Below are 22,024 nucleotides of genomic sequence, written 5' to 3'. Positions count from 1 at the left end.
TGGCGCCGTTCAGCGCAGCTCGGCCGGAAGGGTCCGCTTCGCGTCCACCTTCTCCGTCCGGACCAGCTCGCCCCACACGATGTAGCGGTACTTCGACGTGTAGACCGGAGTGCACGTGGTGAGCGTGATGTACCGGCCGGGAGCGGTCCGCCCCGAGTCCTTGGGAACCGGGCTGATCACGTCGGTGTTGTACTTCGAGGTCTGGCGCAGCTCCGCGAAGACCTTGTAGACGTACCAGGTGTCACGGGTCTCGAAGACGATCGCGTCGCCGCTGCGCACCTTGTCGATGTTGTGGAACTTCGCACCGTGGCCGTCCCGGTGCGCGGCGAGCGAGAAGTTGCCCTTCTCGTCCCACGGCAGCGCCGACTTCACCGGCTGCGTGTAGTACCCGGCCACGCCGTCGTCGAGGGTGTCCGGGTCGGTCCCCGGCTTGACGAGCACCTCGCCGTTCTTCATCGCCGGAACGTGCAGGAAGCCGACGCCGTCCCTGGTGTCCAGCGCACCGGGTGCGGCGGACTGCGGGGACGGGGCCTGCCACTGCTGGCGGATCTGGTCACCGCGCGCCGACGCGTGCCGGTCCGCGAGCACGTTCGTCCACCACAGCGAGTAGGCCACGAACAGGCCCAGCACCAGGCCGACCGTGATCAGCACCTCGCCCAACAGGCTCAGGAATCCGGCGAGCACACTGCGGCTGCCGGCGGGCGGGGCCGCGGCGCGGCGGCGGGCACGAGACACTGCTGATTCGTCCTTAGCTGGTCAGCGCGGGCGGCGGGCCCTGGCTGCGGGGGCGTTCCTCGGTCATCCTGCCCCATACGATCAGCCGGTAGGTGCTGGTGAACTCCGGGGTGCAGGTGGTCAGCGTGATGTACCGGCCCGGAGATGTGAATCCCGACCCCTCCGGCACGGGCTTGATCACCGCCACGTTCGTCGGCGGGGTCTGCGCGAGCGACGAGGTCGTCTCGTACGTGAAGTAGGCGTCCCGGGTCTCGACCACGACGGGGTCCCCGGGCACCAGCCGGTTGATGTAGCGGAACGGCTCGCCGTGGGTGTTGCGGTGTCCGGCCACCGCGAAGTTGCCCTGCTTGTCGGCCGGCATCGCCGTCTTCAGCGCGCCCTCGCCGTAGTGCCCGACCATGCCCCGGTCCAGCACCTTCGGCTTGCTGACGCCCTCCGCCACCGGGACCTTCACGTCCAGCTTGGGGATGTGCAGGATCGCGAAGCCCTGCCCGGGCTCGAAGGCCGTCACGGGCGGCGCGGCGGCCGCCCCGGGGCCCGGGCCGGGTTGCTGCTCCCAGGTCTCGCGCAGCGAGCCGGCGGCGCCGTTCGCCACGCGCTCCGCCAGGAGGTTGGTGTACCAGAGCTGGTAGGCGACGAACAGCAGCATCACCAGGCCCAGCGTGATGAACAGCTCCCCGCCCAGCCGGCTCGCGATGACCACCGGGCCGCCCGAGGCCGGCGGCCTGCGCCGCCGCCCGCCCCGCCTGCGGGTACGCCGGGCGGCCTGCTTCGCGGCCTCCTGAGCTGCCCTGCGCCGCGCGGCCCGGCCCTCCGTGGGCGCGGACGGCGCGACCGCGGTCACGCGACGGCCTTGCCCACCACCGGGGCCAGCCCCACCGAGCGCTCCACGGCACCCGCGTCACCGCACCGCACCAGCCAGTTGGCGAGCATCCGGTGCCCCCACTCGGTGAGCACCGACTCGGGGTGGAACTGCACGCCCTCGACGTCGTGCTCCCGGTGGCGCAGGCCCATGATGATCCCGTCCTCGGTCCGCGCCGTGACCTCCAGCACGTCGGGCAGGGTCTCGGGCTCGGCCGCGAGGGAGTGGTAGCGGGTCGCGGTGAACGGCGACGGCAGTCCCTCGAACACCCCGAGCCCCTCGTGCGTCACGGGCGAGGTCTTGCCGTGCAGCAGCTCCGGCGCCCGGCCCACGACCCCGCCGTAGGCGACCGCCATCGACTGCATGCCCAGGCACACGCCGAAGACGGGAACGCCCGTCTGCGCGCAGTGGCGGACCATGTCGACGCAGACGCCCGCCTCCTCCGGGGTGCCGGGCCCGGGGGACAGCAGCACGCCGTCGAAGCCGTCCTGCGCGTGCGAGAGCTCCACCTCGTCGTTGCGCAGCACCTCGCATTCGGCGCCGAGCTGGTAGAGGTACTGGACCAGGTTGAAGACAAAGCTGTCGTAGTTGTCCACAACCAGAATGCGCGCGCTCACGGAGTGGCTCCCGATCCCTCGTCCACCGTCACATCGTTGAACGGAAGAAGCGGCTCGGCCCAGGGGAAGACGTACTGGAACAGCACGAAGACCGCCGCGAGGACCAGTACGAGCGAGATCAGCGCGCGTACCCACGCGTTTCCCGGCAGGTGCCGCCAGATCCAGCCGTACATGCCGCCTGATTCCTTTTCGTCCACGTTCGTTCAACGCACCGCGGGGGCGGTACGCGAACAGACTAAAGGCAGCGGCCCGAAAGGGTGGGTCACCCGGACAAACCCTCCGGCGGCCCCTCGGCCGCGGTGCGCGTGCCGGTCAGCTCGGCCCAGACGACCAGCCGGTGGCTGTGGCCCCATTCCGGGTCGCAGGTCGTGAGCGTCAGGTAGCGGCCGGGCGCCCGGAAGGGCGACTTCTCCGGGACGGGGTCGACCACCGCGACATCGGTGGGCAGCGTGCGCAGGGGGCCGCCCCGGACCGTGTACGTGTACCAGGTGCCCGCGTCCTTGAGGATCACCTCGTCGCCGCGGCGCAGTTGCGGGAAGTCCTTGAAGGGGTCCCCGTAGGTGCGCCGGTGGCCGGCGACCGAGAAGTTCCCGACGGCGCCGAGGCGGGCGGTGGCGGCGTAGTGCCCCAGGCCCTTCTTCAGCAGTTCGGGGTCGGTGCCCTCGAGTACGGGCTTGACCCAGTCGGGGCCGAAGCGGGGGACGTACATCTCGGCGAAGGCCCGGCCGGCGGGGTAGCGCTCCGGCTGCGCCGGGGTCGGCGATGGCACCGGGGTCACGGGGGTCGCCCGGGGGTCCGGCCGTGGTGCGGCGGCCGGGGCGGCCGCCGCCCAGCGGTCGCGCATCCGGTCCATCTCGCCGTCCATGGCCCGGTCGGCCTTGACCCCGGTCCACAGCAGGACGTAGGCGACGAAGAGCACGATCAGGGTGCCCGCCGTCAGGCACACCTCACTGAACGTCCGTACCACCAGGCGCAGTACGACGTCAGGACGGACCCGATCACGGGGTGGGCGCCACCGGCTTCGCATAGTGGAGGTCCACTGTGCCGGAGTAGCCGGGAAGTGTCAGCGCCTTGTGCTCGTCCACTTTCCAGCCGAGCCCGTACGCGTTCACGTACAGCTGGTAGTTCTGCAGGGCCGGCGAGGCGGCCAGGGCCTTCTTCAACGCGCCCGGATCGCCGACCGCCGAGATCTTGTAGGGCGGCGAGTAGACCCGGCCCTGGAGGATCAGGGTGTTGCCCACGCAGCGCACCGCGCTGGTGGAGATGAGCCGCTGGTCCATGACCTGGATGCCCTGGGCGCCACCCTGCCAGAGCGCGTTGACCACGGCCTGCAGGTCCTGCTGGTGGATCACCAGGTCGTTGGGCTGCGGCTCGGGCACGTTGGGGATGCGGGCGGTGGCGTTGGGCGGGGCGTCATTGAGGGTGACGGTCAGGCCCTTGCCGGTCAGCTCCTCGGTGCCGGAGGCCGCGCGCAGGGCGGCCAGCTTCGCGTCCTCGGCCTTGGTGCTGCCGTCGTCACGCTCGGCGAGCGTGTCGACCCGGCTGCGCACGCCCGCGGTGCTCTGTTCCAGCGCCGCGTTGTCCTGGCTGCGCTCCTTGATCAGGTCCGACAGCTTCAGGAGCGATGCATCCGTGCGGATGTTCGTACCCTTGGAGGTGTTGAAACTGGTGACGAAGAGCAGCCCGGCCAGGGCGAAGACGGCGGCTGTCAGCAGCCGGACCGGCCTGGCCCGGCGACGGGGACCCACGGAGGAGTCGTCGGAATTGCTCAACGTACCCTTCTCCTTCAACGCCACAGGTCCACTACGCTAACGGACGCCCGGGGCAGGCAAGGTCCCCAGCGCATCGACAGGAGAGCCCCTCGTGCCGAAGTCACGTATCCGCAAGAAGGACGACTACACGCCGCCGCCCACCCGGCAGCCGCAGAGCATCCGGCTCACGAATCGCAGCTGGGTCGCCCCGGTCATGCTGGCGTTCTTCCTGATCGGACTCGCGTGGATCGTCGTTTTCTACGTGACCGAGACCCAGCTGCCGATCGAGGCTCTGGGCAATTGGAACATTGTAGTCGGTTTCGGATTTATCGCCGCCGGATTCGGCGTATCCACCCAGTGGAAGTAGCACCCGACAGCCCCTGATGGAAGCTCTCCCCATGAGTTATCCACAGCGTCATCCACAGCTGAGGAAAAGACAGAAGATCTGTGGATAACTCTGTGGAGAGTTGACGCCGGTGTGATCAGGTGAGTTCCGCGGTGCGGAGCGCAATCACCATCGCGGCCAGCAGGAACGCCACCCCGCAGGTGCCCCACTGGACGAGTGCGCGATTCCTGCCGGCGGCGGGCATGAGCATGCCCAGACCCACCAGTGCGCCGGTGATCAGGCCGCCCACGTGAGCCTGCCAGGACACGGAGAGCGAGCCGCCGAGCGGTACGAAGGTCAGCACCAGCATCAGCACGACCATGGTGATCACGGGCCGCATCTCGTACCGCAGCCGCTTCGCCAGCACGACGGTCGCGCCGAGCAGGCCGAAGACCGCGCCCGAGGCCCCGAGCGTCGCGACGTTCGGCTCGGTCAGCAGATAGACGAGGGCGCTGCCGCCCAGGCCCGAGAGCAGGAACACCGCGAGATAGCGGACCCGGCCGAGCGCCGCTTCCAGCGGACCGCCGATCACCCACAGGGCGAGCATGTTGCCGGCGACGTGCCACCACTCGGTGTGCAGGAACGCCGAGGTCAGCAGCCGGTAGTACTCACCTGTGGAAACCCCGTGGAGGGTTCCGCCGAAGTAGTCCCGGTAGAGGCCGTACAGCGCGAGCTCACGGGCGAGCACCGGGTCGGAGAGCGCCACGAAGAACATCAGGACGTTGATCCCGATGAGGATCTTGGTGACCAGGTGCGGGTCGGCGGCGACCACTCCGCCCGCGATGGTGCGCGGCGCGTTCGCGGTCGGGTGGTGCCCGGTACCGGAACCGGCACGGACGCACTCGGGGCACTGGAAGCCGACCGAGGCGCTGATCATGCACTCGGGGCAGATGGGGCGTTCACATCGGGTGCAGGTGATTCCCGTGTCGCGGTCCGGGTGGCGGTAGCAGCCCGGCAGACGGTCGGTGTCCATCGGTCCCCTCGATCAGCGGCGAGGCAGGGGGTGCGCCCCGCAGGTCCGGTACGTATCCACTACGGACGAGCGGGGCGGAAAGGTTCCCGGGCGCGGGCCGGGGACCGGGTGGTGGTCAGCGCTTCTCGACGACCACGGACTTGATGATCACGTCGTCCAGGGGGCGCTCGGTGCGCGGGTTGGTGGCGCTGCCGGCGATGGCGTCCACGACCTTCCGGCTGGCCGGGTCGGTGACCTCGCCGAAGATGGTGTGCTTGCGCGTCAGCCAGGCGGTGGGCGCGACGGTGATGAAGAACTGCGAGCCGTTGGTGCCCGGGCCGGCGTTGGCCATGGCGAGCAGGTAGGGCTTGGTGAAGGCCAGGTCGGGGTGGAACTCGTCGGCGAACCGGTAGCCGGGACCGCCGGTGCCGTTGCCCAGCGGGTCGCCGCCCTGGATCATGAAGCCGCTGATGACACGGTGGAAGACGGTGCCGTCGTACAGCGGGTCCGTGGTCTTCTGGCCGTCGGTGGGGCGGGTCCACTCGCGGGTGCCCGTGGCGAGCTCGACGAAGTTCCGGACGGTCTTCGGAGCGAAGTTCTCCAGCAGCTCGATCTCGATGTCGCCGTGGGTCGTCTTCAGGGTGGCGTAGAGCTTCTCGGCCACGGATCTGCCTTCCATAGTCATCACTGTCGGTCCAGATGGTCGCACGGAGCGCTCCGCGGCACTGAAATCCTCCACCCGTATGCCCTGTCACGCATGCCTGTCCGCGATATGGCAGGCATGATCCGACAAAGGGTGGAAAGGTGAACTGTGTCCGCCACCGAGGAGGAGGATCCCGTGACCGGCAAGGACAGCATGCGCCTGGCAGCCGAGAGCGCCAGGGAGAGTGTGCGGCATGCGACGGAAGTGGTGGCACCGTACGCGGAATCCGCCAGGGATGCCGCGGTGCACTACGCCCATGAAGCGAACGAGCGGCTGGCGCCCAAGATGTCGTACGCGGCGACCAGTGCCGCCCAGCACGCCCGGACGACCTACGACTGCCATCTGCATCCCCGTCTCAAGGCGGCGCGGGCCCATGTCCCGCCCCCCGTCGACCGGGCGGCGACGCAGGCGGTGCACCAGACGCGCCGGGCGGCGCGGCAGGCGGCCGACTACACGCAGCCGAAGATCGAGAGCGCGATCGCGGCGGCCACTCCCATGGCCGAGGAGGCCGCGTCACGGTCGACGGCGGCCATCGCGGCGCTGCGCGGCCAGGTGACGGCCAAGGAAGTGCAGAAGCTGGTGCGGCGTCACCGGCGGCGCGAGCGCAACGGCAAGATCCTGCGCGGTGCCGCACTGGTCGGCGTACTGGCGTGCGTCGCCGTCGCGGCGTGGAAGTGGTGGGACCAGCAGTCGAATCCGGACTGGCTCGTCGAACCGTCGGCGGCCACCGAGGTTCCGGCCCGCGACGCGGCGGCGGCGAGCTTCGACGACGAGCTGGCGGAGAAGGAGCGCGAGGCGGAGTCGGGCCCGGAGGACAAGCAGCTCTGACGCCCCGCGCACACCGAAGGGGCCCCGATCCCGCACCGGATCGGGGCCCCTTCGGTGTGCGCGGGGCGTCAGCCGCCGGGGAGGTCGATGACCATGCCCGGGCGGATGAGGTCCGGACTGGAGCCGACGACGCCCTGGTTCATGGCGTAGAGCTCGCGCCAGCGGGCCTCGTTGCCCAGCTCGCGACGGGCGATCGCGGGAAGCGAGTCACCGGGCTGGACGGTGTACCTGCGCTTCCCGGCGGTGGGCGCCGGTCCGGGCATCGCCCCGGGCACCCGCTTGGGCATCGGGGCCGCCGGTACCGCCTTGTGCGCGGCCGAATGGGGCGTGGGCGTGTGCATGGCACCCGGCGCGGCGGAGGACGCGGCCCCCGGCTTCGGCATCACTGCCGGCCTGGGCGCGGCGGGCACCGCCTTGTGCGCGGCGGACGTGGGGGTCGGGGTCGCGGGGGCGGGCCTGGGCGGTGCGGCGGCCGCCATGCGCTCGGCGGCGGCCCCGGTGGCCGAGGCGGCGTCGGCCGCCGAACCCGCGGGAGGCCTCCGTGCCTCCCCGGCCTGCTGCTGCGCCTGCTCCTTCGCCTTCTCGTCGGCGTCGTGCGCCTTCTTCTTGTCGGATTTCAGGAAGTCGAAGAGTCCCATGTCTGTACGCCTCCGGCGTGATGCTGCCCCCTGGTATCAGTACCTCCTTCCACTGTCCTGCACCGGGCGTCCGACGGCCCCGCGACCGGGCCGTCCGGGGGACACGTGGCCCGTACGCCGTCACCGGGCCCGGGAACGTGCCGGGAACGGACCGGTAAAGCCCGACACCACCCTCGTGAGACACGATGGAGGAGATTTCTGTGATCATCAGACAGGCCGCGGAGCGGGTAGTTCTGGTCAGGCCCGGACCCGGGCTCGTGAACGCTGCGACCGTGGCGGGCCTGGACATCTGGGTGGTGACGGACGCCGCACCCCGGCCGGCGGACGCGCTGCCGCTCCCGGGGGTGCCCCCGCAGAGACTCCTGCGGGTCGACTTCGACGACGCGGCCGCCCTGCGCGCCCTGCTGACGGACACGGTCCTCGAGCACGGGATCGGGCAGATCCTTTACCTCGCGAGCGATCTGGAGAAGGGTCTCGGCCGCTCGGCCGCGGCCGCCGCCGAGGAGGTCCTGCGGGAACTCACCGCGAGCCGCGGCAGGCCGCCGGGCCGGCTGCCGGACGCGGTGACGATCCGGCGCATCCTCAACGAGAGCCGGACCTCGGCCGTACGGGCCGAGGAGGCGCAGACCGTCACCGAGGCGTGCTCGCTGGCGGAGGAATTCCCCCTGCCCGTGGTCATCAAGTCGGCCGACAAAGCGGGATGTTGGTGGACCGTTGCGGTACACGACCGGGCCGGGCTCACCCGCTGGGCCGAACAGGCGGTCACCGCCCGGCACTCGGCCCCCTATCTCGTCGAAGAGTTCCTGACCGGCGCCAAGTTCCGGGTGGACACCCTGACCGTCGACGGCATGCACCTGGTGGCCGACATCGCCCCCGAGGGAAGCGCCCCGCCGCTCCGCGACGCGGAGCAGGCCGGAATCCGCTCGACGGTACGGGCCCTGCTGGATCTGGCCGGGTACGAATCGGGCACCACACGGACGGACGTGCTGGTCGGCGCGCGGGGATCCCGGATCGCGGCGGCCACGGAACCGGAGCGGGAACGGACCGGTAACGGCCGTTCCCTGCCCGTTCCCGCGAGCGGTATCGAGAGGGGAACGGACCGGTAAGGGCCTCCTCCAGTCTTTGTCCTGTCGAGAGCGGCCGCCGCACCACGGGGGGAGCCGCACCGGGTACACACCAGGGGGTTCCTCACATGCGCAGCAAGCTGGCTGGACTGATCGGGATCATCGCGGCGGCTCTGGCGATCGGAGTCGGTGTGACGGTCAGCCCGGCGGACGCCGGTCAGCCCTCCGGCTACCAGGTCCTGGCGGACGACCGCGGCCCGGGCATCGCCTCCCCCGCCCCGACCCCGGTCCCGTCCCCCCGCTAGGCCGGCCGCTTGCCGCGTACGACATGAACGTGCCCCGCACCCGGGATCCGGTGCGGGGCACGTTCATGTGCGGGCTCAGTACGTCCTGCGGTGGTCCGGCAGGTCCATGAACTCGAATAATTCCTCGGCGGCAGCGCGGTGCACGGCCGCCGTCGGGGAATCCCCGAGGGCGTCGGCCGCACGGGCCAGACCCACCAGCGCGGACGCCTCCTCGGCGCGGAAGCTCATCGGCGCCGCGATCTTGTGGGCGTGTGCGTGCAGGGCCAGCGCCTCCTCGTGCTCCCCCCACGTCATGTGGAGCCGGCCGAGCACGTTCTCGACCTTGGCGAGCCGGATGGGGGCGCCGCTCGTACGGCCGAGGAGCAGGGCCCGCTCGGCGAACGCACGGGCCTGTGTGCCGTCCCCCCGCTCCTGCGCCACCTGCGCGGACACCGCGAACACGAGGGCGACGTCCCCCGGCGACCTCGTCTCGTCGCACAGGTCGCGGGCGCGCTTGAGGGTCTCGTGCGCGTCCGTGTACTCGCCGAGGCCCACCTGCGCGAAGGCCAGATCGGCCAGGGCCATGATCTCGTTGCTGCGGTAGCCGAGGTCCCGGTCGATCTCGATCGCCCTGCGGGCGCAGGTGGCCGCGTCCTGGAACCGGCCCCACCGCTCGTACAACGTACTGAGCATGGTGAGACTCTCGGCCTCCTCGCGCGGGTTGCCCAGTTCCCCGGCCATCGTGAGCGACCGCTCCAGCAGGGGCAGGGCCTCCTCGTACCTCCCGAGCATCGACATCAGCAGCCCGATGGTCGCCTCGCTGTGCGCCTCGGTGTGCCGGTCCCCGACGCGGACCGCCGTGTCGCGCGCCTCCGTGGCCACCTCCAGCCCCTCCTCGAAGCGGCCGAGTTTCCAGCAGGCCGCGCCCAGATTGGCCAGGCTGATGCCGAGGAGCGCCGGGTCGTCGAGCCGCCGGGCGGCGGCCACCGCGAGATGGCCGACGCTCCAGAACTCGTCCAGCTGTCCGTGCGTGTGCAGGTGGAAGCCGACGTTGCGGCTCAGACAGGCCGCGTACCTGTCGTGGCCGGACCGCTCGGCGAGGGACGCGGCCGCCAGGAGTCCCGCCTGCTCCCGGTCGAACCACCGCACCGCCTGATCGGCCAGCCGGAAGGCCGGCCGTTCGCCCTGGTAGGGCGGGAGACCGGTGGGCCGGCGTTCGCGGCCCGGGAACAGCACCTCGCAGGCCGCGTCCGAGGTCGTCAGGTAGTAGCCGAGCAGCCGCTCGACGGCCTCCGCGTCGTCGTCCGCCGTCGCCGAGCCCCGCAGGCTCTGGGCGAAACTGCGCACCAGGTCGTGGAAGGTGTAGAGACCGATGTCGGGCTGCTGGACCAGATGCACGTCGAGCAGGAACTCCAGGGCGTCCTCCGCGTCACGGACGGTCGTACCGAGGAGCGCGGCCGCCGAGTAGACGTCGGTGCCGGCGCACGGGTACAGGCTGAGGATGCGGAACGCGGTGCGGTACTCCTCGTCCATCGCGAGGTACGACAGGCGAAGGGTCGCCGCGACGCTGCGCTCGCCCGAACTGAGCTCGTCCATACGGCGCTTCTCGTCGCGCAGCCGCTCGACGAGATAACGCACCGTCCAGCGCGGCCTGTTGCGCAGCCGCGCGGTCGCGATCCGCAGTGCCAGCGGCAGATGGCCGCACAGCTCGGCCAGTTCGGCGGAGGCCGCCGGCTCGGCGGCCACCCGGGTCGTGCCCAGGGTCTCCGCCATCAGGCTGGTGCTGTCCTCGGGCTCCATCATCCCGATCGACACCCACTCGACGCCGTCCAGGTCCAGCAGCCGCCCCCGGCTCGTGATCAGGGCCAGGGAGCCCGGCGAGGCCGGCAGCAGGGGCCTGATCTGCGCCGCGTCGACCGCGTTGTCGAACAGCAGCAGCATCCGCCGGCCGTCCAGCAGCGACCGCCACAGGGCGGTGCGCCCCTCCAGGTCCTCGGGAATCCGGTCGCCGGGGGTCCCGAAGGTCCGCAGCAGGCTGTCGAGCGCGGCGGCCGGCGTCACCGGAGCCCGGCCCGGGGTGAATCCGTGCAGGTCGATGTGGAGCTGCCCGTCGGGATACCGGTCGGCCAGCCGGTGCGCGGCGCGCACCGCCAGGGTCGTCTTGCCCATGCCGCCCATGCCGTCGATGGCCACGATCCGGGCGTACCGGTCGCTGCCCCGGCCCTCGTCCTGCACGTAGTCGAAGAGCTCGGCCAGTTCCTTGGCGCGGCCGGTGAAGTCGGGCAGGTCGTGCGGCAGGGTGCACGGGGCGTCGGCCGGCGCGGCCCGCGTCCCCGGTGCCTCCCGTGCCGGTTCCGCCGGGGACGGGGCCGGGGCCGGGGCTTCGGGAACGGCGCCTTCGGACACCGCCGGTACGGGAAGGACCGGCTCGGGAGCCGGAGTCACGGGAACGACCGGCTCGGGAGCCGGACGTACGGGCACCGCGGCCACCGGCGCCGGCCGTTCGGGCGCGGCCAGCTCGGGGCTGTCCCGCAGGATCGCCTCGTACAGCCTGGCCAGCCGGGGTCCCGGGTCGATCCCGAGCTCGTCCACGAGCAGCCCGCGGACCTCCCCGTACTCCTTGAGCGCCTCGGCCTGCCGCCCGGAGCGGTACAGGGCGAGCATCAGCTGGCCGCGCAGCGTCTCCCGCAACGGGTGCTGGGTGATCAGGGCGCGCAGGCCCGAGATGAGTTCGCCGCTCTCGCCGAGGGCGAGGCACAGGTCGAAGAACTGCTCGGCGGCGGCGAGCCGGCGCTCTTCCAGCGCGGTCGCGGCGGCCTCGATCACCGGTCCGCCCGTCCCGGACAGGACCGAGCCCCGCCACAGTGCGAGGGCGGCCCGCAGCGCCTCGGCGGCCGCGGACTGCGCGCCTTCCCGCAGGGCCTGGGCCGCCGCCCTGGTCAGGGCGCCGAACTCCAGGAGGTCCACCTGGTCGTCCGCCACCACCACGCGGTATCCCGGCCCGTCGGTGGCGATCACCTCGGTGCCGGTGGGTATCCGCCGCCGCAGGTCGGCGACGGCCTTGCGGACCTGGTGCGCCGCGGTCACCGGCGGGTCCTTCTCCCAGGTCGCCTCGACCAGCCGTGCTACGGGCACCACCCGGCCGGCTTCGAGCAGCAACATGCACAGGACCCGTTCCTGTATCGCTCCCCCCAGCCTCAGCCGTACCTCGTCGTTCCAACCCTCAAGAGATCCGAGGACGTTGAAGCGCAGCCTGTCCCCCACAGGTGCCCCACTCCGTCTCTCCCCGGATTCCGCATCCGCCCCCGGCATCGGACATCCACCCCCAAAGAACAAGACCCCTGGCCAGGTCATGCCAACCGGATCATAGGGGTTACCCCTCGCACGCGGTAAGCATCCGGTAGCAGATCAGGAAGGGCGACACGGACAGTTCACGGGCGGCCCAGAGCAGGCAGCACACACAGCGAGTACCGAAGGAGCAGAGTGTGGGAAGACTGGAGAGACCACTGGCCCCCGATGCCGGACCAGTCACCGCGTTCGCCCGGGAATTGCGCAGGCTGCGGACCGCGGCGGGCAGTCCCGGCTACCGTGACATGGCCACACGCGCCATGTTCTCCGCGTCCGTGCTCTCCGACGCGGCCGCCGGATACCGCCTCCCGACCCTTCAGGTGGCCCTCGCCTTCGCCGAGGCGTGCGGTGGCGACCGCGCCACCTGGGAGCGCCGCTGGCACGAGGCGGCCCGCGCCGAGGGGGACGACGGAACGGCCCGGCCGGCCGTCAAGGCCGTGCAGCAGCACCAGGAGAACGAGCTGCGCGCCGCCGACGTACGCGCCGTGCTGCCGCCGCCCTCACAGCTGCCGATGGAGGCCCAGCCCCTGGTCGGACGGCGTGAACTGCTCCAGCGGGCCCGGGCGCTGACCGCCCCCTCGTACGGCGGACAGAGCCCCGCGGCGCCCCTGGTGATCAGCGGGCAGGTGGGGGTGGGCAAGACCGCCTTCGCCCTGCGGCTCGCCCACGAACTGGCCGTGAACCTGCCCGACGGGCAGCTGTACGCGAACCTGGACCCGGCCGCGGACGGACGCAAGGACGCCGCCGGGATCGCCGGCGGCTTCCTGGAGGCGCTCGGCATCCCCACCGACCGGATCCCGAGCGATCCCGGCCAGAGAATCGGCCTGTACCGTTCGCTGCTCAACCGACGGCGGCTGCTGGTGGTGCTGGACGGCGTCCAGCACGAGCGTCAGATCCGGGAACTTCTCATCGCGGCGCCCGAGAGCCGCATCATCATCACCAGCCGGTCGCGGCTACTGGGCCTCGACGGAATTGGCCGGATCCGGCTCCCCGCACTGGACCGTGACGAGTCGATGGAGCTCCTGGCCCGGCTGCTGGGCTCGGACCGCGTCGGCACCGAGCCGCGCGCCTGCCTGCGCCTCGCCGACGCCTGCGGGGACCTGCCGCTGGCGCTCAACCTGGCGGGCCGGCGCATCGCGGCCCGGCCCGAGTGGATGCTCCAGGACTCCGTGTCCGAGCTGCTCGGCGACGGGCAGGGCGGACAGGACGGACAGGACGGCCCCGGCGGACAGCGGGCGTCCGGCCGCTTCCTGGCCCGGCTGCAGGTGGGGGACGACGCGCTGAGCACCCGCCTGGACAGCGCCTACCGGCTGCTGACCCCGTGGGCCCGGCTGATGCTGCGCCAGTTCGCCGGCTCCGACAACCCGCCCTCCGTCGACAACGTGGTGTACGAGTCCGCGGACGCGCTCGCCATGCTGGTCGAGCGGTCCGCGCAGCCGGTGGAGGACCTCCTCGAACGGCTCCTCGACGCGGGGCTGCTGGACCACTCCGACCTGCCGGGGCAGTACGGGCTGACGCCGATGGCCCGGGCGTACGCGCTGACGCAGCCGGACCCGACCGAGGAGGACCCGGTGCCCGCGGCGGCGCGGGCCGGGGCGCACGTACGCCAGTCGAGGTAGGACCGGCCCTTCCCCGGGAGGCCGCCGATCAGGGCGCGGGTGGTGTCGTTGCCCGCTGCGCCGGGTCGGCGGCCCTTCGGGCGTCCGCCGCCGCGTGGGTGATCGTGATGTAGAGGTACTCGTCGAGGATCTTGGCGAGGGACACCTCGGGCCGGCCGATCCCGGCGCACAGGTCCGCCTCCCGCAGCCCGCCGCTCTCCTCCAGCGCCGCACGCGCCCAGGCCCGGCCGAGCTCCAGGTGCCGGGCGAAGGCGGCCCCGTCGCGGGCCCCGTGCAGCCGCTGCGCGATGGCCGCGTCCCACGGCATGACCGAGTCGGGCCGCAGCGCGTACAGCGCCTTGGACGCGGCGGTCGGACCGAGGCTGCGGCGGCCGATCGGCAGCGCCGCCAGCTCCTCGTACGCCGCGGCGAACCGGGAGATCTCCCGCGCGGTGAGCCGGGCGAGCGGCGTGTGCGCCAGAGGGTGCCGCTCCCCCCATGCGGCGAGCCCCGCGCCGAACGTGTCGGGCTCGCCCTCGCGCGGGTAACGGATGCGGCAGCCCCAGGAGTTCAGCCAGCGGTGCAGGGCGGTGCGGTGCGCGCCGAGCGAGAGGTCCAGGGCCCGGCCGGTCTCCTCGCGCAGCGCGTGCCAGCTCCGGTCCACACCCGCGAAGCCGTTGAACACCTCGGCCGCGGCCCGTAGTTCGTCCAGGGACGGCGCGGGCGGCAGCGGCGTGGCGGCGGGCGGGTCCAGGTGCGCGCGGGCGACCTTGGCGGGCACCACCATCCGCCAGGCCTCGGTGACCAGTTCCGTCAGCTCGTCCGGGTCCAGGGCCCCGAGGCGGGACTCCACCCAGTTGAAGCGCAGATCGGACTCGCGCGGCAGGAAGAACTTCGCCGGTTCGGCGGCGACGAGCGCCGCACGCTCCTCCTTGGGGAAGGCGAAGCCCAGTTCGCTCTCGTCCCGGGACAGGGCGAGGTAGACGATCGAGCCGATCCGGAACTTCACCCGGTCCCGGATCAGGTGCTCCTGCGTCCTCGGCAGGCTCAGCGCGAGCCGCCGTACGTCGTCCACCGTTGCCACTGCCTGCTCCTTCACCCCGGGCCGCCGGTTCACAGCCCCGCGAGCTGCGGGGTGTGGACGTCCAGCGGTGGCCCGTCGAGCGCACCGAGGCCGGTCGGCGACGGACTCCTGCCGGTCAGCCGGTCGGCGAGCGACCGCGCGATGAGCGGCGCGAACTTGAAGGATGTGCCACCGCAGGCCGCGTACGCGAATCCCGCGCCGCCGAGGCCGACCAGCAGCGGGCCGCCGGTCTCGGCGAAGGAGGAGTAGTACGCGTCCTTCGCCGCGGTGACCCAGGCCGGGCCGAAGCCGGGCAGCAGGTCCCCGAACTCCTTCTCCAGCCTGCGCTGCCAGTACGGGTCGGTGGCGTAGTCGGTGATCGAGTCCACCGTCCGGCAGGCGGTGGCCGAGGTGAGTTTCAGGGCCGTGCCCGCCACCGGCGGGATCAGCCAGGCTCCGCCCTCGGTGCCGAGGGCCGGTATGGCGGGTGTGGCCGCCCAGGCCTGCGCCTGGTGCCGGGGAACCCGGCAGTAGAGGAGGGACTGCCGGTACAGGGTCAGCCGCTCGGAGATGCTCTGCGGCAGCAGGTCCCGGGACCAGGGGCCCACGGCCATGAGCACCGCGTCGCTGCGCAGCACCCGTCCGTCGACCAGCCGTACGCTGCCGCTCTCGCCGTCGACGGCGGTCACGGCCCGGTGCTCGATCAGGTCGATGCCCCGTTGCCACTTCAGCCAGCCGACGCAGGCGGCGAGGACCCGCTCGGCGAGCAGTACGCCCGCCTCGTCCTCCAGTACCGCGCCGAGGCCGCCGCCCACGTGCAGGTGCGGATAGCGTTCGGCCAGGCCGGCCGCGGTGAGTTCCCTGACGCGCCCTCCGGCGTCCGCAAGCATGGCCACTGCGTCCGCCGCCGCTGCCGGCGGCAGCACGGTGAGCGATCCGACCTGCTCGTAGAACCGCGTCAGGAACAGCTCCTCCAGTTCGACCCAGCGGCGGTGCGCACGCAGTGCGGCCGCCGTGGTCAGCGGGTCCGCGGGGTGCAGGGCCCGCAGGATCCTGTGCTGGTCGAAAGAGGTGGCTCTGCTGTGCGGGATGGGGCCCTGGTCCACCACCGTGACCCTGTGTCCGTCGAGCACGCACTCGACCGCCGTGAGCAGGGCGATCACACCGCCGCCCACCACCGTCACCCTCGTCGACATCACACACCTCCCTTCCGTTTTCGTTGTGCCTACGGGTCAGCTGTCGAGGACGATCGTGGTCAGCGCGGCGGCCTTGGCGAGGGACTCCTCGCAGCTCAGGACGGTGTCGCCGGCGCAGATGAGGTTGGCGTAGCGGCTGAGGTAGCCCTCGGGCGGCAGCAGGAGCGTCACCCCCGGCGCCACCATCACGTTCGTCTCCAGCAGCCCCGGCACATCCGGGGCGGTGGGTACGTCGACCGAGCCGACCGTGCCGCTCTGCGGCGGGTACAGGAAGCGGATGCCGACGGTGCGGGACTGCGTCGGTGTCCACTCGGGGCGGACGCCCGCGGCCACGTCCGCGGCCAGCTCCCCGGGCTCCACGCCGGTGGCGAGGCTGCCGAGGTAGGGGATGAGGTCGCCGCCGAGGCGGGCGTTCACCTCGATGATCACCGGGCCGCGGGTGGTGAGCTTCACCTCCGTGTGGGTGATCCCGTAGCCGATGCCCAGTTCCCGGTGGGCGTCCCGCAGCACGCCCAGCAGTTCCTCGTCGAAGAGCAACGGGTCGGTGGCGCTGACCACGTGTCCGGTCTCCTCGAAGTAGGGCGCCAGGCCCACTTCCTTGTGCGCGAGGAAGAGCGGGGTCCAGTCACCGTCGAAGACCAGTCCGTCGATGCTGATCTCGGGGCCCATGACGCACTCCTCGACCAGCACCCCGCCCTCGTAGTCGCTGTTGCCGCCGCGGCTGGCGGAGTCCGCGACCTCGAAGGCCGCCCGGACCCCGGCCGCGTCGTCGACCCGGATGACACCGATGCTGGCGCCCATGCCGCGGGGCTTGAGGACGACCGGGTAGCCGAAGGAGTCGGCAGTGGCGAGGGCTTCGTCGGCGCCGGTCACGTAGGCGAAGTGCGGCTGGGGCAGTCCGGCGGCGGTCAGCAGCTGCCGGGTGTTGTGCTTGTTGCGGCAGTTGTCCGCGCCCCTGGAGGTCAGGCCGGGCAGTCCGAGCCGCTCGGCTATCAGGGCAGTGGTCACCACGAGCGTCTCGTCGTAGCTGAACACGCCCACCACCCGGTGCTCGGCGGCCACCGCCTCCGCGGCCCTGATCAGCCCTTCGGTGTCGGGCACCAGGCGTTCGCGGTCGAGCAGTTCCACCGTGGTGGAGCCGAGCACGTACTCCTGCTGCCAGGTCGGGTCGGCGGCGTCCAGGATCCAGATCGGGCGGCGCCGGGAGGCGCCGGCGAGCAGGTACTCGCGGTAGGCGCGCTGTCCGCTGCCGACCAGGATCACCACGCCGTCGTCGGTCCTGCTGGCGTCATCAGTCATCTTCGTCACCTCGCGGAGTGGGTCAGGACCCGCGCGCCGGCCGTCGCGATCGCCGCGAGCTGCGGCTGGGCGATGGCCAGGTAGTCGGGGGTGGACAGGGCCACGGAGCGGTCCAGGCGGGCCGCGTTGAAATAGATCTCTTCGGTGAGGATCAGGCTCTCGTCGACGACGAGGTGCAGATCGGGGTGGAAGCTGAGCGGCATCACCGTGCCGCAGACGCTGCCGGCCAGGCGCTCGGCGATCTCGGGCGTCGCGAAGGCCGTCCGCCCGCCGCCGAACAGCGCGCCGACCGCCTCCAGGTCGACCTGCCGGTCGCCGGGAACCACGGCGAGCACGTACTTGCCGACCCGCTTGGTGATGCTCACGCGGACGACGATGCATTTGGCGGCCTGGTCCAGGGGGTGGCCGCGCAGGACGCTCGCCAGATCGGTGCGGCCCTCGGCCGCGTGGTCGATCAGCCGGTAGCGGGCCTGACGGGTGTCGAGGAGGTCGATCAGCCGTTGGTACATCAGAGCACCTCGCCGACGTAGTGCCAGTCCTCGGGGTTGATCAGTCCGAAGGGGTTGATCGGAGCCACGCCCTTCAGGTTGTTGGCCACTTCCAGCAGACGGAAGGGGAAGTTGGGCATCCAGATGACCGGGACCTGCTGCGCGATGTAGTCCTGGTAGGCGTACAGGTCCTCGAGGTCGTCGCTGACGACGGTGCGGGCGATCAGCTCGTCCGCCTTCGGGTCGCTGTAACTGCCGAAGTTCACCGAGGATCCGGTCGAGTACAGGGCCTCGCCGGTGGGGTAGAAGCCGGGACCGTATCCCCAGCCGCCGTTCCAGTCGCTGAACTCCCACAGGCAGGGGCTGTCGGGACCCGGGGTGCAGGTGGTGTCCTCCAGGACCAGGACGCTCGCCTCGACCTCGGTGAGCACGATCTCGATGCCCGCCTTCGCGGCGTCGGCGGCGAACTTGCGCATGACCGCGGTCAGCGTCTCGTGCCCCTGGGCGTACCGCATCGAGAACCGCAGCGGGGTGCCGGCCGGGATGCCTTCGCCCGCCTCTCCGGGCCCGGTGCCCTCGCGGACGCAGAGCGCAGGGGTGGTGCCGGTGTCCCAGCCGTTCTCCGTCAGGAAGGCACGGGCCGCCTCGACGTCGAAGGGGTACGGGTCCTCGTGCGCGGCGGGTGAGAGCAGCGGGCTGTCCGGCAGGGCCGGGATCGGCCCGGTGGTCGGGTAGCCGTAGCCCTTGTAGACGTCGCGGATGGCGCCCCGGGAGTCGAGGCAGGACTGGAGGGCCTGGCGGAAGTAGAGCTGCTTGAAGATCTTTCCGGCGACCGTCGGGTTGTTGAAGTTGATCGGGAAGTAATGGATTTTGTAAGTGAGCTGGGGGACCAGGTCGTAGTGCTCGCCGAGCGGGTTGGGTCCGCCGAGCATCGGGTCCTCGGCCGGCTCGGTGACCTCGTCGAAGGGGAGGAAGCCGATCTGCACGCCGTCCGGGGCTTCGGGGCCGCGGCGGAGCATCTCGTACTGCTCGGTGTCCGAGCCGGTGGGCACCAGCCGGAACTCGTCCAGGTAGGGCTTGTCGGTACCGGAGTAAGTCTCGTTCGGCACCAGGACGGCCTCGCCCGAGACGCCGTCGATCGTGTAACTGCTCAGCTTCCAGGGTCCGTTGACAACGCTCCAGACGGGGCTGGTGTCCCAGCCCTTGCGTTCGTCGTTGCAGGCCCGCAGGTAGGCGTAGACCGCGGAGGCCTGCGCCGGGTCGTGGGTGGCGTCGGCCGGCCGGTCGTCGCCGGTGCGGTCCCAGGCCTTCGGCAGCGGGGTGATGGTGCTGAACTGGTTCATCAGCACCCAGTTGTGCGAGTAGGCGCGGTCGAAGGTGAAGCTGACCTTGTCCTCGGCGACCTTCTCGTAGCCGGAGAGGTTGTCCGGGAAGAAGCCCGGCGTGTAACCGCCGAAGCTGTCCTTCTCGGCCTCCAGGAGGTGCATCCACAGCATCACGTTGTCGGCGTTGACGCTCTCGCCGTTCGACCACGTGTAGGGCTTGATGGTGATCGTCGCCGTGCGGCCGTCCTCGCTCCACTGCGGGGGCTCGGCGAGGCTGCGCCCGTAGTCGACCGTCGGCTGGCCGCCGGTTCCGTACCAGTACAGCGGGCGGTACATCAGGGTCTGGAACTCGTGCAGGTTGGCCACCCCGTAGTACTCGCCCGGGGTGAAGGGGAAGATGAAGACCGGGCTGAAGCCGCTGGTGCAGGCCCAGGTCACGCTGCCCCCGCGGAGCGGGGTGGTGGGCGGGGTCATCTCGGTACCTCCTCCAGTGCGGATTCACCGCTGTCCGAGTGGGCTCCGTAGCGCTCCCAGCGCTCGTTGAGCCGGATCCGTCCGTCGTCGAGGAACTCGGGGGTGCTCCAGCACCTGCCGGCGACCACCTGTCCGTCCGCGAGGACCATCGTGTAAGCGAATTCGAGGTTTCCGTCGGGCTCGACGCGCCCGTTCAGGGAGCCCCTGCGGACGTCGCCTCCGTCGAAGTCGGCCCAGAGCAGGTCGCCTTCCTGGCGGTAGTGGCCGACGGGGGCGTCCTGGTCCGACGGGTAGCCGGTGTTGCGGAAACTTCTGCCGTCGTAGTCGATCACTGGTGTCGTATCTCCTGGGTGCAGCACTTCACCGCGCCTCCGGCCTTCAGCAGTTCGGACATGTCCACGCCGTGCGGGCGGAATCCGCGCTCGCGCAGCTCGTCGATCAGGTGGGTGGCGGTCTCCGTCAGGACCACGTTCAGGCCGTCGCTCACCGCGTTCAGGCCGAAGGCGTCGGCGTCCTCGCGGGTGGCGATGACCGCGTCCGGGTACAGCTCCCGCAGCACCTCCCGGCTCTCCTCGGAGAAGGCGGCGGGGTAGTACGCCACCAGGTCGTCGTCGAGGACGAACAGTGCGGTGTCCAGGTGGTAGAAGCGGGGGTCGGTCAGGGTCAGGCCGACCACCGGCAGGCCGAAGAACTCACGGAGCTCCTCGTGCGCGCCGGGGTCGCTGCGGAATCCGGCGCCGGCCAGGATCCGCCGGCCGGCGGGGGCGAAGTCGCCCTCGCCCTCGTTGACGTACTGCGGGAGGCGGATGTCGGTGTAGCCGTGGCCCTCGAACCAGGCCCGGTAGGCGTCGGCCTCGGCCGCCCGCTCCTGGTGGCGGAACTTCGCGATCAGCACCTTGCCGTCGACCACGGTGGCTCCGTTGGCGGAGAACACCATGTCCGGCAGGCCCGGGGCCGGGTCGATGAAGGAGACCTCGTGTCCGAAGCCGAGGAAGAGGTCGCGGATCCGCTCCCACTGGGCCAGCGCCAGGCCGGCGTCCATCGGCTTGTCGGGGTTCATCCACGGGTTGATCGCGTAGGTCACCTCGAAGTGGGTCGGCCGGCACATCAGGTAGTGCCGCCTGGTGGCCGTGCGCCGCGGGGTCTCAGCCATGCTCCGGCCTCATCGCGGTGGTGATGCGGCCGGCCGCGATGTGCGCGGCGGTCAGCGCCTCCGTCAGGGAGGTACCGGTGGCGCCGATGAAGCCGAGGATGTTGTTGCCCGCCGGCGGCCGCTTGATGACGGTTCCCGCCGTGGCCGTGATCTTGAGGAAGAACAGGGCGGGGTCCTCGGCGACCTCGGTCGGCACCTCGATGGACTCGACCGTTCCCGCCCCGCTGATCAGGCACATCGCGGCGGTGTGCACGTCCGTCGGCGAGTAGTGCGAGACGTCCGGCTGGATGCCGCGCGCCACGTCCGACACGCACCGGATGGGGTCGTGGCCGGCGCTGATCCGCGCCATGTGGTCGAGACCGCCGCCGCCGGGACGGATCGCTATCTCCAGGATGAAGGGCCTGCCCTGGTGGAAGCGCACCTCGGCGTGCAGGACGGACCGGCGCAGGCCCTGGGCGTGGGCGGCGTCCCTGACGACCTCGTGGACGGCGGCGACCTGCTCGGGGGTCAGCGAGCTGGGCGCGTGGTGGACGTCGTCGTCGAAGGTGCCGCTCTCGACGGTGATCCGGTCCACGATGGAACCGAGGTAGACCTCGTCGTCCCAGGCCAGCGCCTCGATGAGGTGCTCGTGGCCGTCGAGGTAGCCCTCGACGATGATCCCGTTCGGGCCGAGGTCCAGGCCGTCGGCCTCCATCAGGGCCCAGGTCATGGTCTCGATGCCCGAGGTGGCGTCCGCGAAGCGGGCCCGCATCTCCTCGGGGTCGTCGACCTTGAACACGAAGTTGCTGGCGGCGCCCAGGGTGGGCTTGAGGATCAGCGGGTAGCCCAGCTCCTCACCGGCGGTCAGCGCCGCCTCCACGTCGGGGGCGTACCGGAAGCCGGGGTGCGCCGCGCTGCCGCGCTCGTGCGCCTGGCGCATCAGGTACTTGTTGCGGCTGGTCCGGGCGGCTTCGAAGCCGATGCTCGGGAGGCCGAGCGCCTCGGCGACGACCGCCACCGTGACGACCCCGGACTCCGAGAAGGTCAGGACCCCTTCGAACTCCTCCTCCGCGTGCCAGACCTTGGCGGCGGTGACGATGTCCTCGATGTGCTTGGAGCCGGCGATCCGGTAGCGGTCCGCGTCCCAGAAGTCCTCCGTGCCTATGCCGTTGAGGACGTGGACCTCGGCACCGAGGGCCTCGACCTGCTGGTAGCGCGAGATGTAGTAGGTGGCGTTCTGGCTGGCCTCGATGGCGAGCAGCTTCATCTGTGCCGACCCCCC

The 22,024-nt window shown here is 71.4% G+C and carries 22 protein-coding genes and 1 pseudogene; 5 read left to right on the top strand and 18 right to left on the bottom strand.

Annotated elements, in window-relative coordinates; all coding sequences use genetic code 11:
• Positions 1 to 9 precede the first annotated feature (9 nt).
• The 6 genes and pseudogenes from OG444_RS19820 to OG444_RS19795 all read right to left on the bottom strand — a co-directional run bounded on the left by OG444_RS19820 (position 10) and on the right by OG444_RS19795 (position 3,986).
• On the bottom strand, positions 10 to 735 hold the full coding sequence (locus OG444_RS19820; RefSeq protein ID WP_327263416.1) for a class E sortase: 726 nt from the start codon (positions 733 to 735) through the stop codon (positions 10 to 12).
• Between the two features lie 13 nt (positions 736 to 748).
• Positions 749 to 1,435: pseudogene (locus OG444_RS19815) on the bottom strand (class E sortase); the annotation flags it as partial.
• A gap of 140 nt (positions 1,436 to 1,575) precedes the next feature.
• Positions 1,576 to 2,214 carry an aminodeoxychorismate/anthranilate synthase component II gene (locus OG444_RS19810; RefSeq protein WP_327263415.1) on the bottom strand — a complete coding sequence of 213 codons (639 nt, stop codon included), beginning with the start codon at positions 2,212 to 2,214 and terminating at the stop codon, positions 1,576 to 1,578.
• Positions 2,211 to 2,387: a hypothetical protein gene (locus OG444_RS19805; protein ID WP_327263414.1), complete on the bottom strand. Its 177-nt coding sequence runs from the start codon at positions 2,385 to 2,387 to the stop codon at positions 2,211 to 2,213. Before OG444_RS19805 ends, OG444_RS19810 begins: the two co-directional genes overlap by 4 nt.
• Positions 2,388 to 2,476: 89 nt before the next feature.
• Positions 2,477 to 3,241 carry a class E sortase gene (locus OG444_RS19800; protein ID WP_327263413.1) on the bottom strand — a complete coding sequence of 255 codons (765 nt, stop codon included), beginning with the start codon at positions 3,239 to 3,241 and terminating at the stop codon, positions 2,477 to 2,479.
• A complete protein-coding gene (locus OG444_RS19795; RefSeq protein WP_327263412.1) occupies positions 3,213 to 3,986 on the bottom strand; it encodes a DUF881 domain-containing protein in 774 nt (257 codons plus the stop codon). The genes OG444_RS19800 and OG444_RS19795 overlap by 29 nt, the downstream gene beginning before the upstream one ends.
• Before the next feature lie 91 nt (positions 3,987 to 4,077).
• Here OG444_RS19795 and crgA point away from each other — a divergent pair, with 91 nt between their 5' ends.
• Positions 4,078 to 4,332, top strand: coding sequence for a cell division protein CrgA (crgA, locus tag OG444_RS19790; RefSeq protein ID WP_030383881.1), 255 nt, complete (start codon positions 4,078 to 4,080; stop codon positions 4,330 to 4,332).
• Between the two features lie 115 nt (positions 4,333 to 4,447).
• On the opposite strand, the gene OG444_RS19785 is transcribed toward crgA, so the two are convergent.
• Both OG444_RS19785 and OG444_RS19780 read right to left on the bottom strand, forming a co-directional pair.
• Positions 4,448 to 5,323 carry a rhomboid family intramembrane serine protease gene (locus tag OG444_RS19785; RefSeq protein WP_327263411.1) on the bottom strand — a complete coding sequence of 292 codons (876 nt, stop codon included), beginning with the start codon at positions 5,321 to 5,323 and terminating at the stop codon, positions 4,448 to 4,450.
• 115 nt (positions 5,324 to 5,438) lie between these two features.
• A complete protein-coding gene (locus tag OG444_RS19780; RefSeq protein WP_327266864.1) occupies positions 5,439 to 5,966 on the bottom strand; it encodes a peptidylprolyl isomerase in 528 nt (175 codons plus the stop codon).
• 147 nt (positions 5,967 to 6,113) lie between these two features.
• Between OG444_RS19780 and OG444_RS19775 the strand changes: the two genes are divergently transcribed.
• A complete protein-coding gene (locus tag OG444_RS19775; protein WP_327263410.1) occupies positions 6,114 to 6,833 on the top strand; it encodes a DUF5324 family protein in 720 nt (239 codons plus the stop codon).
• 68 nt (positions 6,834 to 6,901) lie between these two features.
• Here OG444_RS19775 and OG444_RS19770 read toward each other — a convergent pair whose 3' ends face one another.
• Positions 6,902 to 7,471: a LysM peptidoglycan-binding domain-containing protein gene (locus OG444_RS19770; RefSeq protein ID WP_327263409.1), complete on the bottom strand. Its 570-nt coding sequence runs from the start codon at positions 7,469 to 7,471 to the stop codon at positions 6,902 to 6,904.
• 257 nt (positions 7,472 to 7,728) lie between these two features.
• On the opposite strand from OG444_RS19770, the gene OG444_RS19765 reads away from it, so the two are divergent.
• Both OG444_RS19765 and OG444_RS19760 read left to right on the top strand, forming a co-directional pair.
• Positions 7,729 to 8,577, top strand: a complete 849-nt coding sequence (locus OG444_RS19765) for a hypothetical protein (RefSeq protein ID WP_327263408.1) — start codon at positions 7,729 to 7,731, stop codon at positions 8,575 to 8,577.
• Between the two features lie 86 nt (positions 8,578 to 8,663).
• Positions 8,664 to 8,840 carry a hypothetical protein gene (locus tag OG444_RS19760; RefSeq protein ID WP_327263407.1) on the top strand — a complete coding sequence of 59 codons (177 nt, stop codon included), beginning with the start codon at positions 8,664 to 8,666 and terminating at the stop codon, positions 8,838 to 8,840.
• 75 nt (positions 8,841 to 8,915) lie between these two features.
• On the opposite strand, the gene OG444_RS19755 is transcribed toward OG444_RS19760, so the two are convergent.
• Positions 8,916 to 11,981 carry an AfsR/SARP family transcriptional regulator gene (locus tag OG444_RS19755; protein WP_327263406.1) on the bottom strand — a complete coding sequence of 1,022 codons (3,066 nt, stop codon included), beginning with the start codon at positions 11,979 to 11,981 and terminating at the stop codon, positions 8,916 to 8,918.
• A gap of 323 nt (positions 11,982 to 12,304) precedes the next feature.
• Between OG444_RS19755 and OG444_RS19750 the strand changes: the two genes are divergently transcribed.
• A complete protein-coding gene (locus OG444_RS19750) occupies positions 12,305 to 13,786 on the top strand; it encodes an NB-ARC domain-containing protein (protein WP_327263405.1) in 1,482 nt (493 codons plus the stop codon).
• Between the two features lie 28 nt (positions 13,787 to 13,814).
• Here the strand turns inward: OG444_RS19750 and OG444_RS19745 are convergent, their stop codons facing one another.
• The 8 genes from OG444_RS19745 to OG444_RS19710 are packed head-to-tail and all read right to left on the bottom strand — an operon-like array spanning position 13,815 to position 22,009.
• The gene (locus tag OG444_RS19745; protein ID WP_327263404.1) at positions 13,815 to 14,849 is read right to left on the bottom strand and encodes an MmcQ/YjbR family DNA-binding protein; all 1,035 of its coding nucleotides are present in this window, start codon (positions 14,847 to 14,849) and stop codon (positions 13,815 to 13,817) included.
• Positions 14,850 to 14,878: 29 nt separating this feature from the next.
• Entirely contained in the window at positions 14,879 to 16,024 is a 1,146-nt protein-coding gene (locus OG444_RS19740) for an NAD(P)/FAD-dependent oxidoreductase (protein WP_327263403.1), read from the bottom strand.
• Positions 16,025 to 16,060: 36 nt separating this feature from the next.
• The gene (locus tag OG444_RS19735; RefSeq protein ID WP_327263402.1) at positions 16,061 to 17,323 is read right to left on the bottom strand and encodes an ATP-grasp domain-containing protein; all 1,263 of its coding nucleotides are present in this window, start codon (positions 17,321 to 17,323) and stop codon (positions 16,061 to 16,063) included.
• A 5-nt stretch (positions 17,324 to 17,328) separates the two neighbouring features.
• Positions 17,329 to 17,832, bottom strand: a complete 504-nt coding sequence (locus OG444_RS19730; protein ID WP_327263401.1) for a YbaK/EbsC family protein — start codon at positions 17,830 to 17,832, stop codon at positions 17,329 to 17,331.
• Entirely contained in the window at positions 17,832 to 19,610 is a 1,779-nt protein-coding gene (locus OG444_RS19725) for an ABC transporter substrate-binding protein (RefSeq protein WP_327263400.1), read from the bottom strand. The genes OG444_RS19730 and OG444_RS19725 overlap by 1 nt, the downstream gene beginning before the upstream one ends.
• The gene (locus tag OG444_RS19720; protein ID WP_327263399.1) at positions 19,607 to 19,942 is read right to left on the bottom strand and encodes a hypothetical protein; all 336 of its coding nucleotides are present in this window, start codon (positions 19,940 to 19,942) and stop codon (positions 19,607 to 19,609) included. The genes OG444_RS19725 and OG444_RS19720 overlap by 4 nt, the downstream gene beginning before the upstream one ends.
• Positions 19,939 to 20,763: a dimethylargininase gene (gene ddaH / locus OG444_RS19715; protein ID WP_327263398.1), complete on the bottom strand. Its 825-nt coding sequence runs from the start codon at positions 20,761 to 20,763 to the stop codon at positions 19,939 to 19,941. Before ddaH ends, OG444_RS19720 begins: the two co-directional genes overlap by 4 nt.
• The gene (locus OG444_RS19710) at positions 20,756 to 22,009 is read right to left on the bottom strand and encodes an ATP-grasp domain-containing protein (RefSeq protein WP_327263397.1); all 1,254 of its coding nucleotides are present in this window, start codon (positions 22,007 to 22,009) and stop codon (positions 20,756 to 20,758) included. Before OG444_RS19710 ends, ddaH begins: the two co-directional genes overlap by 8 nt.
• Between the last annotated feature and the right edge of the window lie 15 nt (positions 22,010 to 22,024).

Origin of the sequence: Streptomyces sp. NBC_01232, assembly GCF_035989885.1 — a bacterium.
GTDB lineage: Bacteria > Actinomycetota > Actinomycetes > Streptomycetales > Streptomycetaceae > Streptomyces.
The sequence above is the reverse complement of the archived record's forward strand: the minus strand, read 5'-3'. Positions and strand labels throughout refer to the sequence as shown.

Excerpts from the sequence above, each read along its gene's own strand:
- OG444_RS19805 (WP_327263414.1), bottom strand. The coding sequence starts at position 2,387 with ATGTACGGCTGGATCTGGCGGCACCTGCCGGGAAACGCGTGGGTACGC.
- OG444_RS19800 (WP_327263413.1), bottom strand. The coding sequence starts at position 3,241 with ATGCGAAGCCGGTGGCGCCCACCCCGTGATCGGGTCCGTCCTGACGTC.
- OG444_RS19785 (WP_327263411.1), bottom strand. The coding sequence starts at position 5,323 with ATGGACACCGACCGTCTGCCGGGCTGCTACCGCCACCCGGACCGCGAC.
- OG444_RS19770 (WP_327263409.1), bottom strand. The coding sequence starts at position 7,471 with ATGGGACTCTTCGACTTCCTGAAATCCGACAAGAAGAAGGCGCACGAC.
- OG444_RS19760 (WP_327263407.1), top strand. The coding sequence starts at position 8,664 with ATGCGCAGCAAGCTGGCTGGACTGATCGGGATCATCGCGGCGGCTCTG.
- OG444_RS19755 (WP_327263406.1), bottom strand. The coding sequence starts at position 11,981 with ATGTTGCTGCTCGAAGCCGGCCGGGTGGTGCCCGTAGCACGGCTGGTC.
- OG444_RS19740 (WP_327263403.1), bottom strand. The coding sequence starts at position 16,024 with ATGTCGACGAGGGTGACGGTGGTGGGCGGCGGTGTGATCGCCCTGCTC.
- OG444_RS19735 (WP_327263402.1), bottom strand. The coding sequence starts at position 17,323 with ATGACTGATGACGCCAGCAGGACCGACGACGGCGTGGTGATCCTGGTC.
- OG444_RS19730 (WP_327263401.1), bottom strand. The coding sequence starts at position 17,832 with ATGTACCAACGGCTGATCGACCTCCTCGACACCCGTCAGGCCCGCTAC.
- OG444_RS19725 (WP_327263400.1), bottom strand. The coding sequence starts at position 19,610 with ATGACCCCGCCCACCACCCCGCTCCGCGGGGGCAGCGTGACCTGGGCC.
- ddaH (WP_327263398.1), bottom strand. The coding sequence starts at position 20,763 with ATGGCTGAGACCCCGCGGCGCACGGCCACCAGGCGGCACTACCTGATG.
- OG444_RS19710 (WP_327263397.1), bottom strand. The coding sequence starts at position 22,009 with ATGAAGCTGCTCGCCATCGAGGCCAGCCAGAACGCCACCTACTACATC.